The organism is Luteimonas lutimaris (assembly GCF_039537065.1).
Lineage (GTDB): Bacteria > Pseudomonadota > Gammaproteobacteria > Xanthomonadales > Xanthomonadaceae > Luteimonas > Luteimonas lutimaris.
The window spans coordinates 84,746-103,191 of sequence record NZ_BAAAZU010000001.1; the positions used below are offsets into that span (position 1 = coordinate 84,746).

General features: G+C 71.5%; 18 protein-coding genes. 5 read left to right on the forward strand and 13 right to left on the reverse strand.

What is annotated here, in order from left to right:
- Nucleotides 1-31 precede the first annotated feature (31 nt).
- Nucleotides 32-421: a hypothetical protein gene (locus ABD679_RS00380; protein WP_344757940.1), complete on the forward strand. Its 390-nt coding sequence runs from the start codon at nucleotides 32-34 to the stop codon at nucleotides 419-421.
- Nucleotides 422-589: 168 nt separating this feature from the next.
- On the opposite strand, the gene ABD679_RS00385 is transcribed toward ABD679_RS00380, so the two are convergent.
- A complete protein-coding gene (locus tag ABD679_RS00385) occupies nucleotides 590-1,867 on the reverse strand; it encodes an acetyl-CoA C-acetyltransferase (RefSeq protein ID WP_344757941.1) in 1,278 nt (425 codons plus the stop codon).
- 93 nt (nucleotides 1,868-1,960) lie between these two features.
- On the opposite strand from ABD679_RS00385, the gene ABD679_RS00390 reads away from it, so the two are divergent.
- On the forward strand, nucleotides 1,961-2,863 hold the full coding sequence (locus ABD679_RS00390) for a hypothetical protein (RefSeq protein ID WP_344757942.1): 903 nt from the start codon (nucleotides 1,961-1,963) through the stop codon (nucleotides 2,861-2,863).
- Between the two features lie 35 nt (nucleotides 2,864-2,898).
- Nucleotides 2,899-3,321, forward strand: coding sequence for a VOC family protein (locus ABD679_RS00395; protein WP_344757943.1), 423 nt, complete (start codon nucleotides 2,899-2,901; stop codon nucleotides 3,319-3,321).
- A gap of 83 nt (nucleotides 3,322-3,404) precedes the next feature.
- On the opposite strand, the gene ABD679_RS00400 is transcribed toward ABD679_RS00395, so the two are convergent.
- From ABD679_RS00400 to glnA, 8 genes are all read right to left on the reverse strand, one after another.
- Nucleotides 3,405-3,863 (reverse strand): GNAT family N-acetyltransferase, encoded by a 459-nt coding sequence (locus ABD679_RS00400; protein ID WP_344757944.1) that lies wholly within the window; start codon nucleotides 3,861-3,863, stop codon nucleotides 3,405-3,407.
- 19 nt (nucleotides 3,864-3,882) lie between these two features.
- Complete coding sequence (locus tag ABD679_RS00405) at nucleotides 3,883-4,464, reverse strand: superoxide dismutase family protein (protein ID WP_344758222.1); 582 nt, start codon at nucleotides 4,462-4,464, stop codon at nucleotides 3,883-3,885.
- Between the two features lie 85 nt (nucleotides 4,465-4,549).
- Complete coding sequence (ntrC, locus tag ABD679_RS00410; RefSeq protein ID WP_425561823.1) at nucleotides 4,550-5,959, reverse strand: nitrogen regulation protein NR(I); 1,410 nt, start codon at nucleotides 5,957-5,959, stop codon at nucleotides 4,550-4,552.
- A gap of 111 nt (nucleotides 5,960-6,070) precedes the next feature.
- Nucleotides 6,071-6,622 (reverse strand): hypothetical protein, encoded by a 552-nt coding sequence (locus ABD679_RS00415; RefSeq protein ID WP_344757947.1) that lies wholly within the window; start codon nucleotides 6,620-6,622, stop codon nucleotides 6,071-6,073.
- A 191-nt stretch (nucleotides 6,623-6,813) separates the two neighbouring features.
- Nucleotides 6,814-7,656, reverse strand: coding sequence for a C2 family cysteine protease (locus tag ABD679_RS00420; protein WP_344757948.1), 843 nt, complete (start codon nucleotides 7,654-7,656; stop codon nucleotides 6,814-6,816).
- Between the two features lie 161 nt (nucleotides 7,657-7,817).
- Nucleotides 7,818-8,876 (reverse strand): two-component system sensor histidine kinase NtrB, encoded by a 1,059-nt coding sequence (locus ABD679_RS00425; RefSeq protein WP_344757949.1) that lies wholly within the window; start codon nucleotides 8,874-8,876, stop codon nucleotides 7,818-7,820.
- A 118-nt stretch (nucleotides 8,877-8,994) separates the two neighbouring features.
- Complete coding sequence (locus ABD679_RS00430; RefSeq protein WP_425561814.1) at nucleotides 8,995-9,750, reverse strand: N-acetylmuramoyl-L-alanine amidase; 756 nt, start codon at nucleotides 9,748-9,750, stop codon at nucleotides 8,995-8,997.
- A gap of 247 nt (nucleotides 9,751-9,997) precedes the next feature.
- Complete coding sequence (gene glnA / locus ABD679_RS00435; RefSeq protein ID WP_344757951.1) at nucleotides 9,998-11,404, reverse strand: type I glutamate--ammonia ligase; 1,407 nt, start codon at nucleotides 11,402-11,404, stop codon at nucleotides 9,998-10,000.
- A gap of 478 nt (nucleotides 11,405-11,882) precedes the next feature.
- Between glnA and ABD679_RS00440 the strand changes: the two genes are divergently transcribed.
- Together ABD679_RS00440 and ABD679_RS00445 are read left to right on the forward strand one after the other, a co-directional pair.
- Nucleotides 11,883-12,749 carry an undecaprenyl-diphosphate phosphatase gene (locus ABD679_RS00440; protein ID WP_344757952.1) on the forward strand — a complete coding sequence of 289 codons (867 nt, stop codon included), beginning with the start codon at nucleotides 11,883-11,885 and terminating at the stop codon, nucleotides 12,747-12,749.
- Nucleotides 12,750-12,810: 61 nt separating this feature from the next.
- Nucleotides 12,811-13,644 (forward strand): DUF4377 domain-containing protein, encoded by an 834-nt coding sequence (locus tag ABD679_RS00445; RefSeq protein WP_344757953.1) that lies wholly within the window; start codon nucleotides 12,811-12,813, stop codon nucleotides 13,642-13,644.
- A 22-nt stretch (nucleotides 13,645-13,666) separates the two neighbouring features.
- Here the strand turns inward: ABD679_RS00445 and ABD679_RS00450 are convergent, their stop codons facing one another.
- The 4 genes from ABD679_RS00450 to ABD679_RS00465 all read right to left on the reverse strand — a co-directional run bounded on the left by ABD679_RS00450 (nucleotide 13,667) and on the right by ABD679_RS00465 (nucleotide 18,363).
- Nucleotides 13,667-14,281 carry a YbhB/YbcL family Raf kinase inhibitor-like protein gene (locus tag ABD679_RS00450; RefSeq protein WP_344757954.1) on the reverse strand — a complete coding sequence of 205 codons (615 nt, stop codon included), beginning with the start codon at nucleotides 14,279-14,281 and terminating at the stop codon, nucleotides 13,667-13,669.
- Between the two features lie 21 nt (nucleotides 14,282-14,302).
- On the reverse strand, nucleotides 14,303-16,381 hold the full coding sequence (locus tag ABD679_RS00455; RefSeq protein WP_344757955.1) for a tetratricopeptide repeat protein: 2,079 nt from the start codon (nucleotides 16,379-16,381) through the stop codon (nucleotides 14,303-14,305).
- A gap of 54 nt (nucleotides 16,382-16,435) precedes the next feature.
- A complete protein-coding gene (locus tag ABD679_RS00460) occupies nucleotides 16,436-17,440 on the reverse strand; it encodes a YheT family hydrolase (RefSeq protein ID WP_344758223.1) in 1,005 nt (334 codons plus the stop codon).
- 89 nt (nucleotides 17,441-17,529) lie between these two features.
- The gene (locus tag ABD679_RS00465; RefSeq protein WP_344758224.1) at nucleotides 17,530-18,363 is read right to left on the reverse strand and encodes a lysophospholipid acyltransferase family protein; all 834 of its coding nucleotides are present in this window, start codon (nucleotides 18,361-18,363) and stop codon (nucleotides 17,530-17,532) included.
- Nucleotides 18,364-18,446: the final 83 nt, after the last annotated feature.

The window sequence follows — 18,446 nt, forward strand, 5'->3', positions numbered from 1 at the left end:
GGCTTCCGCCGCTCCTGCAAGAGCTGCCCCCATGCCCCTGCCCCGCTCCCTCGATCCCGCCGACCTGCGCCGCACGCTATCCGGCTTCGCGCACTGGTTCCGCTATCCGCTGCACCCGCACGACTTCCACCCGCTGCGCCAGGGCGACGGCGCGGATGCGCGCCTGCTCGGCTACTACGCCGCCAAGCCGCTGTACGGGAAACTCGATGCGCAGGGCCGCGTGGACAGGCGCGCGGGCTTCAACGGCGAAGTCGTCGCGGTGTTCGTACCCTCCCCCGCCCGCAGCTGGCGCCGCGCCCGGCTGGTGCGCGCCCGCATGCCGCGCCGCCGCGTCCGCCGCGCCGACGGCACCCGCAACTGGCCGGCCATCCGGCGCGCGGCCGAAACCGCCATCCGCCAGACCCTCGCCACCGCCCCGTAGGAGCGGCTTCAGCCGCGAGCTTCTGAAAGCCGGTGAAAACAGACAAGAGCGCAACGCTTGTCCCGAGTCCCGAGTCCCGAGTCCCGAGTCCCGAGTCCCGAGTCCCGAGTCCCGAGTCCCGAGTCCCGAGTCCCGAGTCCCGAGTCCCGAGTCCCGAGTCCCAAGCTCTCAACGCTCCAGGATCGCCACGACCCCCATGCCCCCGGCGGTACAGATCGACACCAGGCATCGCCCGCCACCGCGCTGCTTCAGCTCCTTCGCCGCGCTGGCGACGATGCGCGCGCCGGTGGCCGCGAACGGGTGGCCGGTGGCCAGCGAGGAACCATTGATGTTGAGCTTCGCGGGATCGATCTTCCCCAGCGGCGCGTCCAGGCCGAGGCGGTTCCTGCAGTAGTCCTCGCTCTCCCACGCCCGCAGCGTGCACAGCACCTGCGCGGCGAAGGCCTCGTGGATCTCGTACAGGTCGAAGTCCTGCAGGGTCAGCCCGTTGCGCGCGAGCATCTCCGGCACGGCAATGGTCGGCGCCATCAGCAGGCCTTCGCCGTGGACGAAGTCGACCGCGGCCGTCTGCGCGTCGCGGATGTGGCACAGCACCTCGTGGCCGTGCGCGGCGGCCCACTCGTCGGTGGACAGCAGGCAGGCGGCGGCGCCGTCGGTCAGCGGCGTGGAATTGCCCGCGGTGAGCGTGCCGCGCCCGGAGCTCTTGTCGAAGGCGGGCTTGAGCGTGGCGAGCTTTTCGATCGAGGTGTCGGCGCGCAGGATGTTGTCGCGCGAAACGCCGCGGAAGCTCACCACCAGGTCGTCGAAGAAGCCGCGGTCGTAGGCGGCGGCGAGCTTGTGGTGCGAGGCCACGGCCAGCTCGTCCTGCGAGTCGCGCGAGATGTTCCACTCCTTGGCCATGTCCTCGCAGTGGTCGCCCATGCTCTTGCCGGTGCGCGGCTCGGCCACGCCCGGGAACTCGGGCTTGAGCTCGCGCAGGTGGAAGCCCTTGAACGCGGCCAGCCTGTCCTTGAAGGTCTTGCCGCGCGCGGCTTCCAGCAGGCGTCGGCGCAGCTTCTGGCCGTAGACGATCGGCACGTCGGACGTGGTGTCCGAGCCGCCGCCGATCCCCGCCTCGATCTGGCCGGTGGCGATCTTGTTGCCGATCGTGATCAGCGCGTCCAGCGAGGTGCCGCAGGCGCGCTGCAGGGTGATGCCCGGGGTCAGCGGCGACAGGCCGGAGGACAGCGTGGCCTCGCGGCCGATGTTCCAGTCGCTGGGGTGCTTGATGACCGAGCCCAGCGCCACCTCGCCCAGCTGCTGCCCGTGCAGGCCGAACTTCTCGACCAGCGCACCGAGCGTGCGGACCGACATGCCGAGGTTGCCGACGTCGGCATAGGCGGTGTTCTGGCGGCAGAAGGGAATGCGGACGCCGCCGAGGACGGCGACGGGGCGGCCATGCAGCATCGGGACTACCTCGTTGCGGGCCTGCCATCGCGGCGGGCCATAATGGGAATGAGTCTAGCGCCGTGACCGTGCACGGCCAATCATGAGCAGGCGATGAGCAAGGCAATCCTCCATGTCCTCGGTGCGCTGGCACTGGAATTGACGCCCGGCAGCGCCGCCGCGCGCGACGCGCTGCCGCAGCGCGAGGCCGGCGAACTCGGCGCGGCGATCGCCCGCGACCTGGCCAGGTTCTCGCCGCAGGCCGCCGCGCTGGACCTGACCACCGCCGGCGCCCACTACGACCCGGTCGAACTGCTGCGCCCCGGCTGGCCGGTCCACCGCGAGCTCGACCAGCTCGGCGCCCGCGCGCCCGGCGGCCGCGGCGATGGCGGCGGCCGGATCATCGCCTTCGGCAGCCACGAAGGCCGCCTGCCCGGCGCACTGTCGCCCGCGCCCGACTACGCCGGAGGCCCGCTGCGGCTGGTGCCGTGGTCGCTGGCCGGCGACGCCGATGTCGCGCGCGAAGTCGGCGAGGCCTGCGAACGCGACCTGATGGAACTCGGCATGGCCGGCGCCGACACCGCGTTGCTGGCACAGGAAGCCTTCGGCCTGCAGGTCGAGCACGCCCGCTACCTGACCATGCACGACCTGTGCGCGCTGATGGCGATGCAGTACGAACACGCCGGCCTGGCGCCGCTGTGGCCGGTTCTGGAAACCGCCCTGCTCTCGCCCGACCGAGAAGCCTGGCTCGACGCCCCGCCCGAACCGCTGCTGCGCTACGTCGACAACGAAGCCCGCATCGCCCTGCTGACCCGGCACGCCTGGCACGCCCGCAACGGCGGGGCCGGCGGCGGCAGCGGGGTTGGCGATGACGCCGACGACGCCGACGACGAACGCCTGCAGCGCGGCTTCGCCCACTACCAGGCGCGCCAGCGCCAGTTCGCCGCGGTACTGCGCGCGCACGGCGTGCCGGTGATGTTCGCGCACTGCCAGGGCGATCCGGCCGGCGAGCTGTAGCGCCTGGCAGGCCCTCCGACTCCATGGAATCCGCAATGAAGACGCCGTTCCAGGTCCAGCGCATCGATCACGTCGTCTTCCGTGTCGCCGACCTGACCAGAAGCATCGACTTTTACCGCAACGTCCTCGGATGCGAAGTCGCCAGGCAGCGCGAGCACCTGGGCCTGGTCCATCTGCGGGCCGGCGCCTCGATGATCGACCTGGTGAGCGTCGACGGAACGCTTGGCTCACGCGGCGGCGCGGCCGCCGGAAAAGACGCAAGGAACGTCGACCACCTGTGCCTGCGCATCGAGCCCTTCAACGAACACGACCTCGTCGCGCACCTGCACAGGCATGGCGTCGTGCCCGCGGGCGCCGCCGGGATCAATTTCGGCGCCGAGGGCGATGGGCCCTCCCTCTACTTCGCGGACCCCGATGGCAACACGATCGAGCTGAAAGGCCCTTCGGTCGCAGCCTAGGTTGCCTGGGGGGCGAAACGCCCTTGATCCTCCCGGCATGCCGCCCGGAACCTGCCCGGGAACGGAAGCAGTGAATCGGGGCGCTAGCGCAACGGGGCCTCGAGGATGTCGTAGCCTGCGTCGGCCATGCCCAGCGCGGCATACGTTCGCCGGGCCGCATCGTTGCCGCGTTCCACGTACAGCCGCAACCCGACCACGCCGGGTGTCTCGCGCGCCAGCGCCTCGGCGTGGCGGTACAGCGCTGCGAACACGCCCTGCCGGCGCTGCCCCGGGACGACGTACACGCTCTGGATCCACCACCAGTCGCCGTTGCGCCAGTCGCTCCATTCGCGGGTGAGCATCAGCGTGCCCGCTCGCGCGCCGCCCGCGTCGACGGCCACGAAGTAGCGGGCTTTCGCCGGGTCGGCGATGCCGGCACCGACGCCGGCGCGCACGACGCCGGGATCGAGCTGCTTGTGCTCGGTCTCCAGCGCCATGGCGACGGCGCAGTCGGCAAGCCAGTCGCGGTCTTCGGCGACGGCTTCGCGGATGGCGTGCCTCATCGGGCCGCGACCGGGCCGGTCACGGCGCCGGGGTGATGATCCCGCAGGCCACGCGTGCACCGGCGTTGCCGGCCGGCTGCGAGGTGTAGTCGTCGGGCGCGGCGTGCACGATCACCGCGCGGCCGGCGATGTCGTTGGCCGCGCCGCCGCCCAGGCTCACGCCGGCCAGGTGGATGTTGATGTCGGCCACGCCTTCGGCGTTGGCGACGATGTTGTCCATGTCGCCGGCGTGGTGCACCGGCGTGCCGGCGCGGCCGTGCTCGTTGCCGGTGGGATTGAAGTGGCCGCCCGCGCTGCTGGCGTCGGCGGCGCTGCAGTCGCCGGTCTCGTGCACGTGGATGGCGTGGGTCTGGCCGGCGCCGAGGCCGCCGACCTGGCCGGTGATGTGCACGCCGTCGTCCATCGGCATCATGTTGAGCTTGCCGCTGACCAGGCTGCCCGACGCCGGGGCGAGATTGACCGTCGCCGAACTGGCGGTGCTGGTGGCCGCCGCGGGTTCGGCCGTCGACGTCGAGGCCGGCTGGCTCTTCTCCGCGGTGGTCGAACAGGCCGCGAGCACGCACGCGGCGGCGATGGCAAGCAGGTGGTGGCGGTGGTGCATGGTCATGACGGAGGCTCCTTGCTTCTGGTGGGCGCACGCTAGCGCGCGCCGGGTTCAGGCTGGATGAATGGCGCCGGCGGCCACCTCAGCGGCGCCGGCGACCCGCGCCGAGCTTGCGGGTGATCGTGTTGCGGCCCAGCCCCAGGCGCTGCGCGGCCTCGGCGCGGCGGCCGCCGGTGTGTTCGAGCGCGGCATCGAGCAGCGCGCGGTCGAAGCGTTCCAGCGCCCGTGCGTGCAGGCCGCTGGCGCCTGCCGCCAGCTGCTCCCGCGTCCAGGCGGCGAGCGCGTCGTCCCAGTCCTGCGCCGGCGCGCGGCGCGCGGCAAGCGCGCCGTCGAGGTCGGCGGCGGTGATCGTGTCGCCCGGCGCCAGCGCGGCCAGCCGCCAGCACAGGTTTTCCAGCTCGCGCACGTTGCCGGGCCAGCCGTGGCCCTGCAGGCGCTCCAGCGCGGCCTTGCCGAAGCGCTTGGGCGGCGACTCCAGGCGCATGGCCGCGGCCTGCAGGAAGCGCTCGGCCAGCGCCGGCACGTCGCCGCGACGCTCGCGCAGCGGCGGCAGGTGCAGGCGCACCACGTCCAGGCGGTGCAGCAGGTCGCCGCGGAAGCGGCCGTCGGCGACCAGCGCCTCGACGTCCTGGTGGGTGGCGGCGACCACGCGCACGTCGACCCGGATCAGCTCGCGCCCGCCGACGCGGAAGAATTCGTCCTCGGCCAGCACCCGCAGCAGCCGCGTCTGCAGCGGCAGCGGCATGTCGCCAATCTCGTCGAGGAACAGGGTGCCGCCGTCAGCCTGCTCGAAGCGGCCGACGTGGCGCTTGGTGGCGCCGGTGAACGCCCCGGCCTCGTGGCCGAACAGCTCGCTCTCCAGCAGTTCGGCCGGGATCGCGGCCGTGTTGAGGGCGACGAACGGCCGCCGCGCGCGCGGCGATTCGCGGTGCAGCGCGCGCGCGACCAGCTCCTTGCCGGTGCCGGTCTCGCCGGTGATGAGCACCGACACCGGCGCCTGCGCCAGGCGGCCGATGGCGCGGAACAGCTGCCGCATCGCCGGCGTGTCGCCGACCAGTGCGTCGTCGTCCACGCCGGGCGCCGGTTCCGGCGCCGCATCGCCTTCGTCGCCCTGCGCCAGCACGCGTCCGGCCAGCGCGACCGCGTCGTCGAGGTCGAACGGCTTGGACAGGAACTCGTGCGCGCCGCCGCGAAACGCACCGGCGGTGCTGGCCACATCGGTATAGGCCGACATCACCACCACCGGCAGCTGCGGGTGGGCGTGCTTGAGCCGGTCGAGCAGCACCAGGCCGTCGTCGCCGGGCATGCGCACGTCGGTGAACAGCAGCGCCGGCGGCGCGCGCGTGGCGAGCGCGTCCAGTGCGGCCTGCGCCGACTCGAACCCGGTGACCTGGAACCCTGCCTCGCCCAGCGCCGTGGCCAGCACGAAGCGCACGCTGCGGTCGTCGTCGACGACCCAGACAATGGGCCCTGGCCCGGTCACGGCCGCCACCCGCGCGCGCGCGAACGGCCCGTGCGACGACGCGCACGGGCGGCAGTGATCGGATCGGGACGGCACGATGGAAGCATTGCACCAATATAGTGCAATGCCTGTCCGGCAGCCTCAGGGCAGGACTTCGAACTCGACGTAGCCCAGTACTTCGCCGGCGCGCGGCTGGATCCGCACGACCTGCAGGCGCCGGTTCCCGAACGCCAGCGTCCCGCCGACGGCCAACTCCGAACGCTCCAGGTCCGCCGGCGCGACCTTCTCGCGCTTCTGTACCTTCGGCCAGACCTCGACCGGGGCGTGACCGGCCGCCGGTTCGCCGGCGAAGGCCACCCGGCTCAGGCCGACCTCCAGCACGCCGCCTTCCACCAGCACTGGATGCGTGGCGTCCGCGGCCCGCAGCCCGCCTGCGTCGGCGACCTCGTCCAGCCGCAACCGCGCCCGCGTGCCCTCGTCCGCTTCCAGCAGCTCGGCGACCCGCAGGAAATGCCCACCGACCGGGAAGATGTCCCCACGACCGACCTGCAGGCGCGCCAGCCACAGCTTCTCGCCCTCGTGCCACAGGTCGAGCGAGGCCTTGCCGGCCTCGAACACGTCGACGAAGCCGAGCACCGCCTGCCCGCCGTAGCGCAGGGTCCTGCCCTGCACGATCTCGAGTTCCTGGCTCATGGCTTGGCTGCTGGATGCTCCCATTGATGGTGCCGGCGCGACGCAGGACGCGCCGCCGACGGCAACGCCGGCAAGCAGGCAGGCCTGCAGCAACAGCGGCTTGCGGCGCATCGGAGGGCCTGGTCGGACGGTCGCCACGATTCTACACACGTGCCGGAGGGCGCCGTGGAACGTCGGGCACGGGCGGCCGATCAGTGTGTCGGCGCGCTGTCGACCCGGTAGTAGGCGGTCTGGAAATCCGAGTACGGCATGACGACGTCGCCATGGCCCCAGGGGTTGTCCAGGATCACCATGTCCTCGGTGGCGGTCATCGTCTGCCCGGTGTTCGGATCGGTGTACTGCGTGCCGGCCGGCACCACGTCGCTGACGCTGTAGGCGTGGCCGCCGGAGATGCCGTACTGCTGCGCCAGGGCCTGCTGCTCCTTGGTGTCGAACCCGGCGGTCCACGCAACCACCGCCTCGCCGTCGTCGAGCTTCTGTTCCATGTCGGCGAAGCTGACCTGGTCCGGCGCGGCAACATCCGCGTCCGCACCAAGGATGTGTTCCATCACGTCGCTGGGGAACACGCCGCTGCTGTAGTGCTGATCGTCGCTCTTGTACTGCTGCGCGTAGGCCTTTTCGATGATGGCAGGCCAGATCTCCTGCTCGCCGCGGGAATTCACGTCGCCGGACGGGTCCGCTGCGCCGCCGTCGAACGGCCCGCTGACCGTCACCTCGACCTCCTGCCAGCTGCCGTCTTCGGCCCGCTCCTGGAACGTCACGGTGTAGGTGCCGTCCCCGTTGTCCTGGATCATCCCCTGGATGGCGGCCGGGTTCTGCTGCGCGATCGTCTCCAGCGTCGACAGCACGCCGCAACTGCCGTAGCCGTCCTGCTTGACGTCGTTGGGGTCGACCGCGTTGGCATCGCCCTCGCCGGTCACGAATGGCGTTTCCGGCTTTTCGATCTGCCCGATTGCCTTGCCGAGCTTTTCCCAGATCGAACCGTCGTCTGACGCGCGCGAGTTCAGGGCGCCGGAATCCAGGGAAAGTGACATGCGAGGCTCCTTTTTGCTGCTTGATCCGGGATCGCGGCGCCGACGATGCCGGTGCGCGAAGAACGAGCCAAGTCTGAAAGCCGCATCCGGGTGCAACAAGCTGGGGACGACCCTAATGCTACGGACGAACCTGGTGCCGGCCGCTGCGCCGGTCGCCGCGCTCAGCGCGAGGGCGCCGGCGTATCGGTCCCCGGCTCGCGCACCGGCAGCAGCAGGGTGAACACCGTGTGCCCGGGCCGCGAGCGGTAGGCCAGCGAGCCGCGATGCTCGCGCGCGACCTGCTGCGCCAGCGCCAGGCCCAGGCCGCTGCCCTCGGCGCGTCCGGACACCAGCGGCAGGAACACCTGTCCGGCCAGCGCCTCGGGCACGCCGCGGCCGTCGTCGACGATTTCCAGCCGCAGTGCCAGCGGATGCACCTCGTCGCCGATGCGCACGGCGTGCTCGGCGCGCGTGCGCAGGATGACGTTGGCCGCACCAGCCTCGATCGCGTTGCGCACCAGGTTCCAGGCGGCCTGCACGAGGCGGTCCTGGTCGCCGTCGAGCTCGGGCAGGCTGGGGTCGTAATCGCGCGCGAGCTTCACCGCCCAACCGGCGTCGGACTCGGCCAGCCGCAGCACGCGTTCGAGCACGGCGTGGATGTTGACCGGCGCGTGCGGCTGCGGCGGCGCGGGCGACAGCAGGCGCTCGACCAGCTGCGCCAGGCGATCGACCTCCGATCCGATCAGCGCGGTGAGCTCGCGCGACTGCGCGTCGTCCGCGCGCCGCGCCAACAGTTGCGCCGCGCCCTTGAGCCCGGCCAGCGGGTTGCGCAGCTCGTGCGCCAGCCCCTTGAGCGCGGCCGACAGCGCCGACGGCAATGCCACGACCGGGTCCTCGCCGGGGAACTCGTCGACTGGATGCGCCTCCAGCAGCCAGCCGCCGCCGTCGAGCGTCCCCAGCCAGGCATCGGCGAACCGCGGCGCCGCACCGGGGAACGCCAGCGGCAACCGCCGCAGCCGGACCTGCTCCTGCGGCGCGTCACCGGCCAGCCAGCGCGCCAGTCCGTCGCCCTCGAACTCCAGCGCCGCCAGCGGCAGTCCCTGCAGCCGCCGCGCCCCGACCCCGAGCCAGCGCGCGAAGGCCGGATTGCAGCCGGCCACGACGCCGTCCGCATCGGTCCACGCCAACGGCGTGGCAAGGACGTCAAGGTCCGGCGGCGGCGAAGGCGGGGCAGCGGGCATTGCACCATCTTAGTGCAGCGCAGGCGGTCGTCGCGGGCGTCGCGGACTGCCTTTTTCGGGCGCGACACGAAGAGCGGCCGCTTCACTGTACCCCCGCCTTCGCGGGGATGACGGACAGCTATCCGGCTGTCGCCGGGCGTGTCAGCGAGTACAGGATCCGCGCATCCTGCGCGTCGAGCACGTCGTTCTCGTCGCCGCGGAAGTGGCGATGGAAGGCGCGCACGATGGCGGCGTGGCCTTCGCTGTCGTCCTGTTCGAGCGGGTAGCCAAGCAGGCGCAAGGCCTGCCAGGGGTCGAAGTCCGCCGGCGGGTCGGCCAGCGGTTCGTCCGGCCAGAGGCCGAAACCGGCATCGGCCAGGCGCTTCCACGGGAAGCGGAAGCCGGGGTCGCGCTTGCGGGTGGGGGCGAAGTCGGCGTGGCCGACGATCGCGGTGCGCGGGATGCCGTGGCGTTTGCACAGGTCGTCGAGCAGGCGCAGCAGGCTGTCGATCTGGGCGTCGGTAAAGGGCGATTCGCCGTCGTTGTCGAGCTCGATGCCGATCGAGGCGGAGTTGACGTCGGTGATCGTGCCCCAGCGGCCGGGACCGGCGTGCCAGGCACGGCGTTCGTCGGAGACGAGCTGGTAGAGGTGGCCGTCGCGGCCGACCAGGTAGTGCGCACTGACCGGGCCGCCGCTGTTGGCGGTGCGCAGGGTGTCGAGGCTTTCGGGCACGCCGTGCTGTTCGGTGGCGTGGATGACGATCAGGATCGGCTGGCGCGGGCCCTGGTTGGGCGACGGCACCCAGGTCGCCATCGGGTTGCGCGGCGGCGCGTGGCTGCAGGCCGACAGGACGAGGGCAAACAGGGCGAGGACGATCAGGCGGCGGACAGGCATGCGCGGCATTGCAGCGCGTGGGCGCGGGGAATGCAACCGCCCGGCCATGGCAGGCCGGGCGGTCCCGGTGGGAGCGGCTACAGCCGCGAGCTTCCGGAGTGACCGGTGCTTCGTGATTCGGAGCGGGCCGCCAGGGTCGCGCGCGTCGATCACCGATCAAAGCTTCGCGGCTGTAGCCGCTCCCACCGTGGCATCACGCCGCGGGGAACAGGGAACGCAATCCCGTTCCCCATTCCCGATCCCGCCTCTAGATCGCGTAATACATCTGGTACTCGAGCGGATGCGTCGCCGCGCGGAAGGCGGTGACTTCCTTCATCTTCAACCCGATGTAGGCGTCGATGAAGTCGTCGGTCATCACGCCGCCGGCCTTGAGGAACTCGCGGTCGGCGTCCAGCGCTTCCAACGCCTGGTCGAGCGAGTGGCACACGGTCGGGATGCCCTTCTCCTCTTCCGGCGGCAGGTCGTACAGGTCCTTGTCGCTGGGGCCGCCCGGGTCGATCTGGTGCTTGATGCCGTCCAGCCCGGCCATCATCAGCGCGGCGAAGATCAGGTAGCCGGAGTTCATCGCGTCGGGGAAACGCACCTCGACCCGGCGCGCCTTGGGGTTGGCCACGTACGGGATGCGGCACGAGGCTGAGCGGTTGGACGCCGAGTACGCCAGCATCACCGGCGCCTCGAAGCCCGGCACCAGGCGCTTGTAGGAGTTGGTGGTCGCGTTGGCGAAGGCGTTGATCGCGCGTGCGTGCTTGAAGATGCCGCCGATGTACCACAGCGCGGTCTGACTCAGGCCGCCGTAGCCGTCGCCGTTGAACAGGTTGGTCCCGCCCTTGGCCAGCGACTGGTGCACGTGCATGCCGCTGCCGTTGTCGCCGACGATCGGCTTGGGCATGAAGGTCGCGGTCTTGCCGTTGCGGTGGGCGACGTTCTTGATCACGTACTTGGTGGTCAGCAGTTCGTCGGCCTTCTTCACCAGCGAGTTGAACTTGGTGCCGATCTCGCACTGGCCGGCGTTGGCGACTTCGTGGTGGTGCACCTCGACCTCGATGCCGACGGCTTCCAGCGTCTTGCACATCTCGGCGCGGATGTCGTGCAGCGAGTCGAGCGGGGCAACCGGGAAGTAGCCGCCCTTGATGCCGGGGCGGTAGCCGGTGTTGCCGCCTTCGTATTCGCGCGCGGAATTCCAGTGCGCTTCCTCGGAGTCGATGTGGAAGAAGGTGTGGCCCATCTCGTTGGCGTAGCGCACCGAGTCGAAGATGAAGAACTCCGGCTCCGGGCCGAAGAAGGCCTGGTCGGCGATGCCGCTGGACTTGAGGAACGCCTCGGCGCGGCGCGCGATGCCGCGCGGGTCGCGGGTGTAGGCCTGCATCGTGGTCGGATCGAGCACGTCGCAGGTCAGCACCAGCGTCGGATCGGCGGTGAACGGGTCGAGGAAGGCGGTGTCCGGGTCGGGCAGCAGCACCATGTCGGACTGGTGGATGCCGCGCCAGCCGCCAATCGAGGAGCCGTCGAACATCTTGCCGTCCTCGAACAGCCCCGGCTCGATGATCGAGGCCGGATAGGTGACGTGGTGCTGCACGCCACGCATGTCGGTGAAGCGCAGGTCGATGAATTCGACGTGGTGGTCGGCGATGAGTTTTTCGATCTGGGTGGTCATGGGGGGCCGTGGTTGTTGGGGATTGGGGCTGGGGATCTAGGATCCGGGACTCGGGACTCCGGGACTCCGGGACTCCGGGACTCCGGGACTCCGGGACTCCGGGACTCCGGACTTGGTCGGATTTGCGTCTGCGTTGGTATTTGCAAGGGGCGTGCCAAGATTTTACTGATGCAAGCATTTGATTTTATTGGCCATTCGGCATGCCGAGAGATTGAATTGCACTGATGTGGTGCAAACAAGCAGCAGCTTGCCCGATTCTGGTGCGTCGTGGCTTTCCGCTATGCTGCGGCGCCGTCACGCCACCGGGTTCCCGCTTGCGCGGGAATGACGATCCGATCAAAGACGGGGCGGAGCCTCGTCCCGAGTCCCGAGTCCCGAGTCCCGAGTCCCGAGTCCCGAGTCCCGAGTCCCGAGTCCCGAGTCCCGAGTCCCGAGTCCCGAGTCCCGAGTCCCGATCCCCTAACCCGCGCCCCCACCCATGACCGACCTCCTCGCCGCCCTGCTGCTGGGCATCATCGAAGGCATCACCGAGTTCCTGCCGATTTCCAGCACCGGGCACCTGCTGATCGCCGAGCAGTGGCTGGGGCACCGCAGCGACCTGTTCAACATCGCGATCCAGGCCGGCGCGATCCTCGCGATCGCGCTGATCTACCGGCAGCGGCTGTGGGACCTGGCGATGGGCTTCCTCGGCCGCGGCGCGCCCGCGGCGCACGATCCGGCCGGGATCGCGATGGACCCGGCACGGGCGCGCGACTACGCGCTCAAGCTCGGGGTCGCGTTCGGCGTGACCTGCGTGCTCGGGCTGCTCGTCAAGAAGCTCGGCTTCGAGCTGCCCGACCGGGTGGAGCCGATCGCCTGGGCATTGATCCTGGGCGGCGTGTGGATGGTCGTGGCCGAACATTTCGCGGCCAAGCGCGCGCAGGCGCTGGGCGAACGCAGCGCGATCAGCTGGACGGTGGCGATCCTGGTCGGCGTCGCGCAGGTGGTGGCCGGCGTGTTCCCCGGCACCTCGCGCTCGGCGGCGACGATCTTCGTCGCACTGCTGTTCGGCACCACCAGCCGGGTGGCGGCGACCGAGTTCGCGTTCCTGGTCGGCATCCCGACGATGTTCGCGGCCACCGCCTACGAGCTGGTCGACGTGGTCCGCAGCGGCGAGGCGGCAAACGAGGACTGGACCGCGCTGGCGGTCGCCTTCGTCGCCTCGGCGATCACCGCCTTCATCGCGGTGAAATGGCTGCTGCGCTACATCCAGTCGCACCGCTTCACCGCGTTCGCCGTTTACCGCGTGGCGCTGGGCGCGGCGCTGTTGCTGCTGGTGCCGGCCGCCGCCGCAACCGCCGGCTGATCAACCCCGCACGGCGCGGCCGCACGTTGGCAGGCATTCCCCCGCACGGAGTTCCGTGGACATGAAGAACATGATGCTGCTTCCCTTCGCCCTGGCCCTGGCCGCCTGCGCGCAGAACGCGCCGGCGCCCGGACCCACCGGCGCGACGCCCGCCGCGAACGCGACTGCGGCCCCTGCACCGGCCGTGGCCGACACCGCGACGCTCGCCGGCTACCACTGGCGGCTGGCATCGGCCACCGACGCCGGCGGCGCACGCATCGAGGCACTGTTCCCCGGCGCCGACCACGTGCTGACGCTGGACTTCGCCGACGGCCGCGTCTCGGTCTCCGGCGGCTGCAACGGCCAGGGCGGACGCTACGACGTCGGCGACGGCGGCAAGCTGGAGATCGGTCGGCTGGTGTCCACGCAGATGGCGTGCGAGGCGCCTTTGATGGACGCCGACACGGCGATCGCCGCGCTGCTGGCACAGCCGCAGGCGGTGCATTTCGAAGAAGGCACGCCGCCGCGGCTGCGGCTGGTTGCCGCCGACGGCAGCACCACAGAGTGGATCGGCGAAGCCACCGCCGAAACGCGCTACGGCGGCGAGGGCGAAACGGTGTTCATGGAAGTCGCGCCGCAGCGCATCGAGTGCCACCACCCGATAATGCCGGACCACCAATGCCTGCAGGTGCGCGAGATCCGCTACGACGACAAGGGCGTCAAGCAGCCGCCCGGCGAGTGGGAGGCGTTCTACGGCGACATCGAGGGCTTCGAGTTCCGCGAGGGCGAGCGCAAGGTGCTGCGGCTGAAGAAGTTCGACAGGCCCGGGCCGGTGCCGGCGGATGCGTCGTCGGTCGCCTACGTGCTCGACATGGTGGTGGAGTCGGCGCTGGTCCCGGCCGACGACGCTCCCTAGGCGGCCGTGCCGTCCGCCGCGCTCAGGCGGCGTTGTCCGGATGCAGCGAATAGCTGCCGTGCACCGAGGCCTCGGCCAGCACGTGGCCGTGCATGGCGCGGAACACATCGCCGGCGGTGAAGCGTCCGGGCAGGTCGAGGGCATCGACGTCGAGCGCGAACAGGCGGAAGAAGTAGCGGTGCACGCGCAGGTCGTTCGGTGGCGGATACGGGCCGTCGTAGCCGAAGTAATCGCCGCCGAGGTCGGCGTCGCCGGCGAACCAGCCGGTGTAATCGTTCAGGCCCTGGCGCGCCCCGGCGGGACCCTTCGGGGCGCGCTTGCCGCCCTTGTCGACGCCGTCGCTGCAGCTGCCGGCGGCGATCTCGCGCACGTCGGCGGGGATGTCGGCCATCGCCCAGTGCACGAACTCGCCGCGCGGGTGCGCGACCGGGATCTGCACGTCGTCGCGGCCGGCCAGTGACGGATCGGTCGGCGCGTCGGCGTCGATGCACAGCAGCGCGAACGAGCGCGTGCCGTCGGGCACGTCGTCCCAGGCCAGCTGCGGGTTGCGGTTGCCGCCGAAGCCGTCCGGCGCGCCGAGGGCGTATTCGGCCGTAATCGGCCCGCCATTGTCGAAGCTGCTGCTGTGGATGCGCATGGGGTGTCCTCCTGCGGTCGGTCAGTTGTCCGGATAGCCCAGCCGCCGCGCCACCGGGGCGAGCGTGGCGAAGGGTTCGGCCAGCGCCTCGCGGTACTCGCGCCAGCGACCAGCCGGGAACCGGCCCGGTCCGAGCGCCGGCGCCGGCGACATCGGCGCGTCCAGGCTTGCGCCCACCGCCGAGGCGATGGCGGCGGCATCGTCGGCGATGCCGTCCAGGCGCACCACACGGTGCGCCACGTAGTTGCCCTCCACCAGCGCCGCGATCTGGTCGAGCACGGTGGCCAGCCAGGTCGCCATCTGCGCGGGCGTGCCGGCTTCATGGCGGACGAAGGAGTCGCGCTGCAGCCAGTCGAGCAGCATGTCGCGCGGGTCGCACAGCACCAGCAGCAGCAGCGCATCGGGCAGCCCCTCGCGCAGGACCGGCACCAGGGCGTTGTCCCACCACGAGAGCCAGTCGATCGGCGCCGCGCCCGACGCCAGCCCGCGCTGCGGCAGCACGCCGCGCCAGCCGGCGACGGCCATCGCCGCGTCGAGTTCGCCGGAGGCCAGGCGCGTGGCGGTCTGCGGGAACTGCAGCGGGTCCTGCGGCGGCTGGTCGCTGTTGCGGTCGACCGCCATGCGCTTGCCGAAGTTGTGCAGGAAGGTCGATACCAGCCGCTCGGCGCCGGAGCCGGGCGGGCCGTACAGGAAGACCGGGCGCGACCCGGCCACCTCGACCTCCACCACCGGCGGCCAGGTCCGGGCGTCGCCGCTGGCCGGCGGCAGGGGCACGGCCTTCGGGCCGGTGATCGCCTGCACCTGGGCCCAGGTATCGACCGCGTCGGCGTACTGCCCGGCGCGGTCCTGCGCGCGGCCCAGCCAGGCCAGCACCATGCGCCGGTTCTCCGGGTCGGGGATCTGCGGCAGCAGGCCCTGGATGTGGGCCACGGCTGCGGCCGGATCGCTGTTGAACAGCTGCTCGATGATCTCGCTCTGCGCGGCCACGTGGCCCGGCTCGCGTTCGATGATCTGCTCGGCCAGCGCGCGCGAGGCGGCGCGGTCGCCGTCCTGGATCGCCTGCCACATCTGCACGTGCAGCGGATGCACCGACTCCGGGACCGCCTCGCGCCAGCGCGCGGCGATGCCGGCGACGTCGCCGCCCTCCGGCTCGAACGACAGCCGCGCAGACCACAGCCCGTCGACGTGCGGCGAGGCCTTGAGCATGTCCTCGACGGCGTCGCGCGCCTGGGCCTTGTCGCCCTTGCGGCGCAGCGCCTCGATCAGCGCATCCATCGCCACGCGGTCGTCGGGCATGCCGGCCACGGCGCGCCGGAGCAGCGGCAGGGCACGCTCGTGCTGGTTGGCGACCAGCCACAGCTCGCCGGCGTAGCGCAGCACGTCCGGCGGGAAATTGTCGTCCAGCGCCAGGCCTTCCTCGATCACCTCCGCCGCCTCGGCCGGGCGCTCCTGGCGGCGGATCACGTCGGCCAGCATGTGGCGGATGCCCACCGCCTTCGGGTTCTTGGCGACCACGCGCCGGAACGCCTGCTCGGCGAAGGCGAGGTGACCCTGGGCGAGGAACGACAGCGCGAGCGCATAGCGGGTCTGGATGTCGTCCGGGGCGAGTTGGGCGCCGCGCGCGATCAGCTTGTGCGCCTCGGGCAGCTGGTTGCGATGCAGCAGGACCAGGCCCTGGATCGTCATCAGCCACGGGTGGTCCGGGTTGATGCGGGCGGCCAGCCGGGCCAGCCGGTCGGCTTCGTCCAGGTTGCCCTGGCCCAGCGCCAGCTGCGCCTGCATGACGTAGGAACGCAGTTCGTTCGGATTGAGCTCGACGCTGCGCTCGAGGGCCGGCTGCGCGTCGCCGGAGCGGTTTTCCGACACCAGCAGCGCGGCGCGCTGGTAGTACAGGCTGCTGTCCTGCGGTGCCAGCGCGATCGCGCGGTCGAGCGCCTGATGCGCCTCGCCGGGCTGGCCGGCCATCGACAGCGCGATCGCCAGCACCCGCAGCGCCTGCGGATCATCGGGCCTGGCCTCGATCGTGGCGCGCGCCATCGCGATGGCACGCGCGACGTCGCCGCTGCGCAGGGTGTCGATGATCTCGATCTCGTCGTGCATGGTGGAGCGTCTTCTTGCGGCGGCTGGCCGGGAACCGCGCATTGTAGCGATTCGTCAGGAGGCGACCGGCGCGGCCTCCGTCGCCAGCCGCTGCGCCACCCAGCGCTCGGCGAAGCCGTCCAGGCGCGCGTTCTCGATGAAGCCGCAGTGCCCGCCCCAGTGTGCGATCTCCAGCCGCGCGTGCGGCGGCAGCACCAGCTGGTGGAAGTCGCCGATCGGGATCACCGGGTCGTCGTCGGCCATCAGGATGTCGGTCGGCACCGCCAGCGGCGCCAGCCGGTCGCCGGCGATCGAGTAGCCGTCGAAATAGTTGTCCAGCGAGCCGAAGTCGGTGTGGCGCTGCACCAGCCACTCGGTCAACTCGCGCATGTGCAGCTTGAGCGTGGCGTCGTCGAAATCGTGCTGCTCGGGGAACAGCCGGCGCTTGCGCTGCAGCGACTCGCGCCACTTCTTCTCGAAGTAGCGCATGTACATCGGCGTGCCCTGCTCCATCTGCAGCATGGTCCGCGCCGGATCCAGCACCGGGCACACCGAGGCCACGCGCGCCAGCTCCAGCCCGGCCGCGGGCGCGCGCAGCGCCAGCCGCAGCACGAAGTTGCCGCCCAGCGAATGCCCGGCCGCCACCATCGGCGTGCCCGGCGGCTGGAACCGGCGGGCGATGTCGCAGGCCGCGTGCACGACCTCGTCGATGCGGTTGGAGTGGAACAGCGCCTCGTTGAGGTGGTGGGTGCCGCCGTGGTCGCGGAAGTTGAGCCGGAACACGTCGAAGCCGCGCCGCAGCAGCTGCACTGCGGTCATGCGCATGTAGCTCGACTCGGTGCTGCCTTCCCAGCCGTGCAGCAGCAGGGCCAGCCCGCGCGGGCGCATCCCCGGCAGCGTCGTGTGCAGGCCGTGCAGGCGCACGCCGTCGCCGCCGTCGACCATGTGCCCGCTGCTGGTGGCGCCCAGGCGCTTGAGTCCGTAGGCGCCGCGCATGCGCCGCAGCGGGCTGCCGGCCAGGATCGACTGCAGGTGGCGGTTGCGCAGCCACGCCGGCGGCCGGTAGTCGGCGCCGTGCAGGGGGCGGGTGCCGGTGGGTGCGTCGTCGGCGCCGGTGGCGGGGCGCAGGGGTTCGCGCGACGGTGGCTGGAGGCCGGGCATCGGCGTGCTCAGGCGCGCGCGGCCGGCGCCGGTTCGCCCCCCAGTGCGGCGACGATGCGCGCGCGCGCCAGTTCGGCGATGCGGCGCCGGCCCTCGGCGTCGCCGGGCACGATCGGCGGCAGGAACACCACTTCCACCGGCCGCGCCGGCTCGCCGATCAGGCGGATGAAATTGGCCAGGAAATTTTCCTTCGGCTGGAACGCGACGACCGTCTGCGCGCTGCCCTCGCTGCCATAGCGCAGCGCCACCGGCTGCACCGGCGCGCCGGCCTCGACCGCGGCCAGGAAGATGCGGGCGTGGAACGGGCCGACCTCGCGCCCGTCGCGCGTGCGCCCCTCCGGGAACACGCCGACCGAATGCCCCGAGCGCAGCCGCGCCAGCATCACCTGCAGCACGCCGCCGAGCGACTCGGTGCTGCCGCGCTGGTGGAAGATCGTCTCGCCGCGCGTGGCCAGCCAGCCGACCAGCGGCCAGCCGGCGATCTCGCGCTTGGCGACGAAGCCCATCATCCGCTGGCTGTGCAGGGTGACGATGTCGACCCAGCTGACGTGGTTGGCCACGAACAGCGTCGCTTCCGGCACCGGCTCGCCGATCCGCGCCACGCGCATGCCGAACACGCGCAGCAGCCCCGACGACCAGGCCCGCACCATGCGATGGTCCAGCCGCGAGTCGCCGATCCGCATCGCTCCCCACGGCCGCATCATCAGCAGCAGGGTGACGGGCAGGTCGACCGCGAGGTGCCAGAGCAGGAACGGCACCCGGTACAGGTAGCGCCACGCGCGGACCAGCCCGTCTCCCGACGCCGGTGTTTCGGGTGGGACGGGGGAAGGCTGCGAAGTCATCCGGTCAAGATACCGGATGCCCGCGGCGCACGGAATCGGCACGCGCCGCACCCGGCTCTTGTGGGAGCGGCCATGGCCGCGAT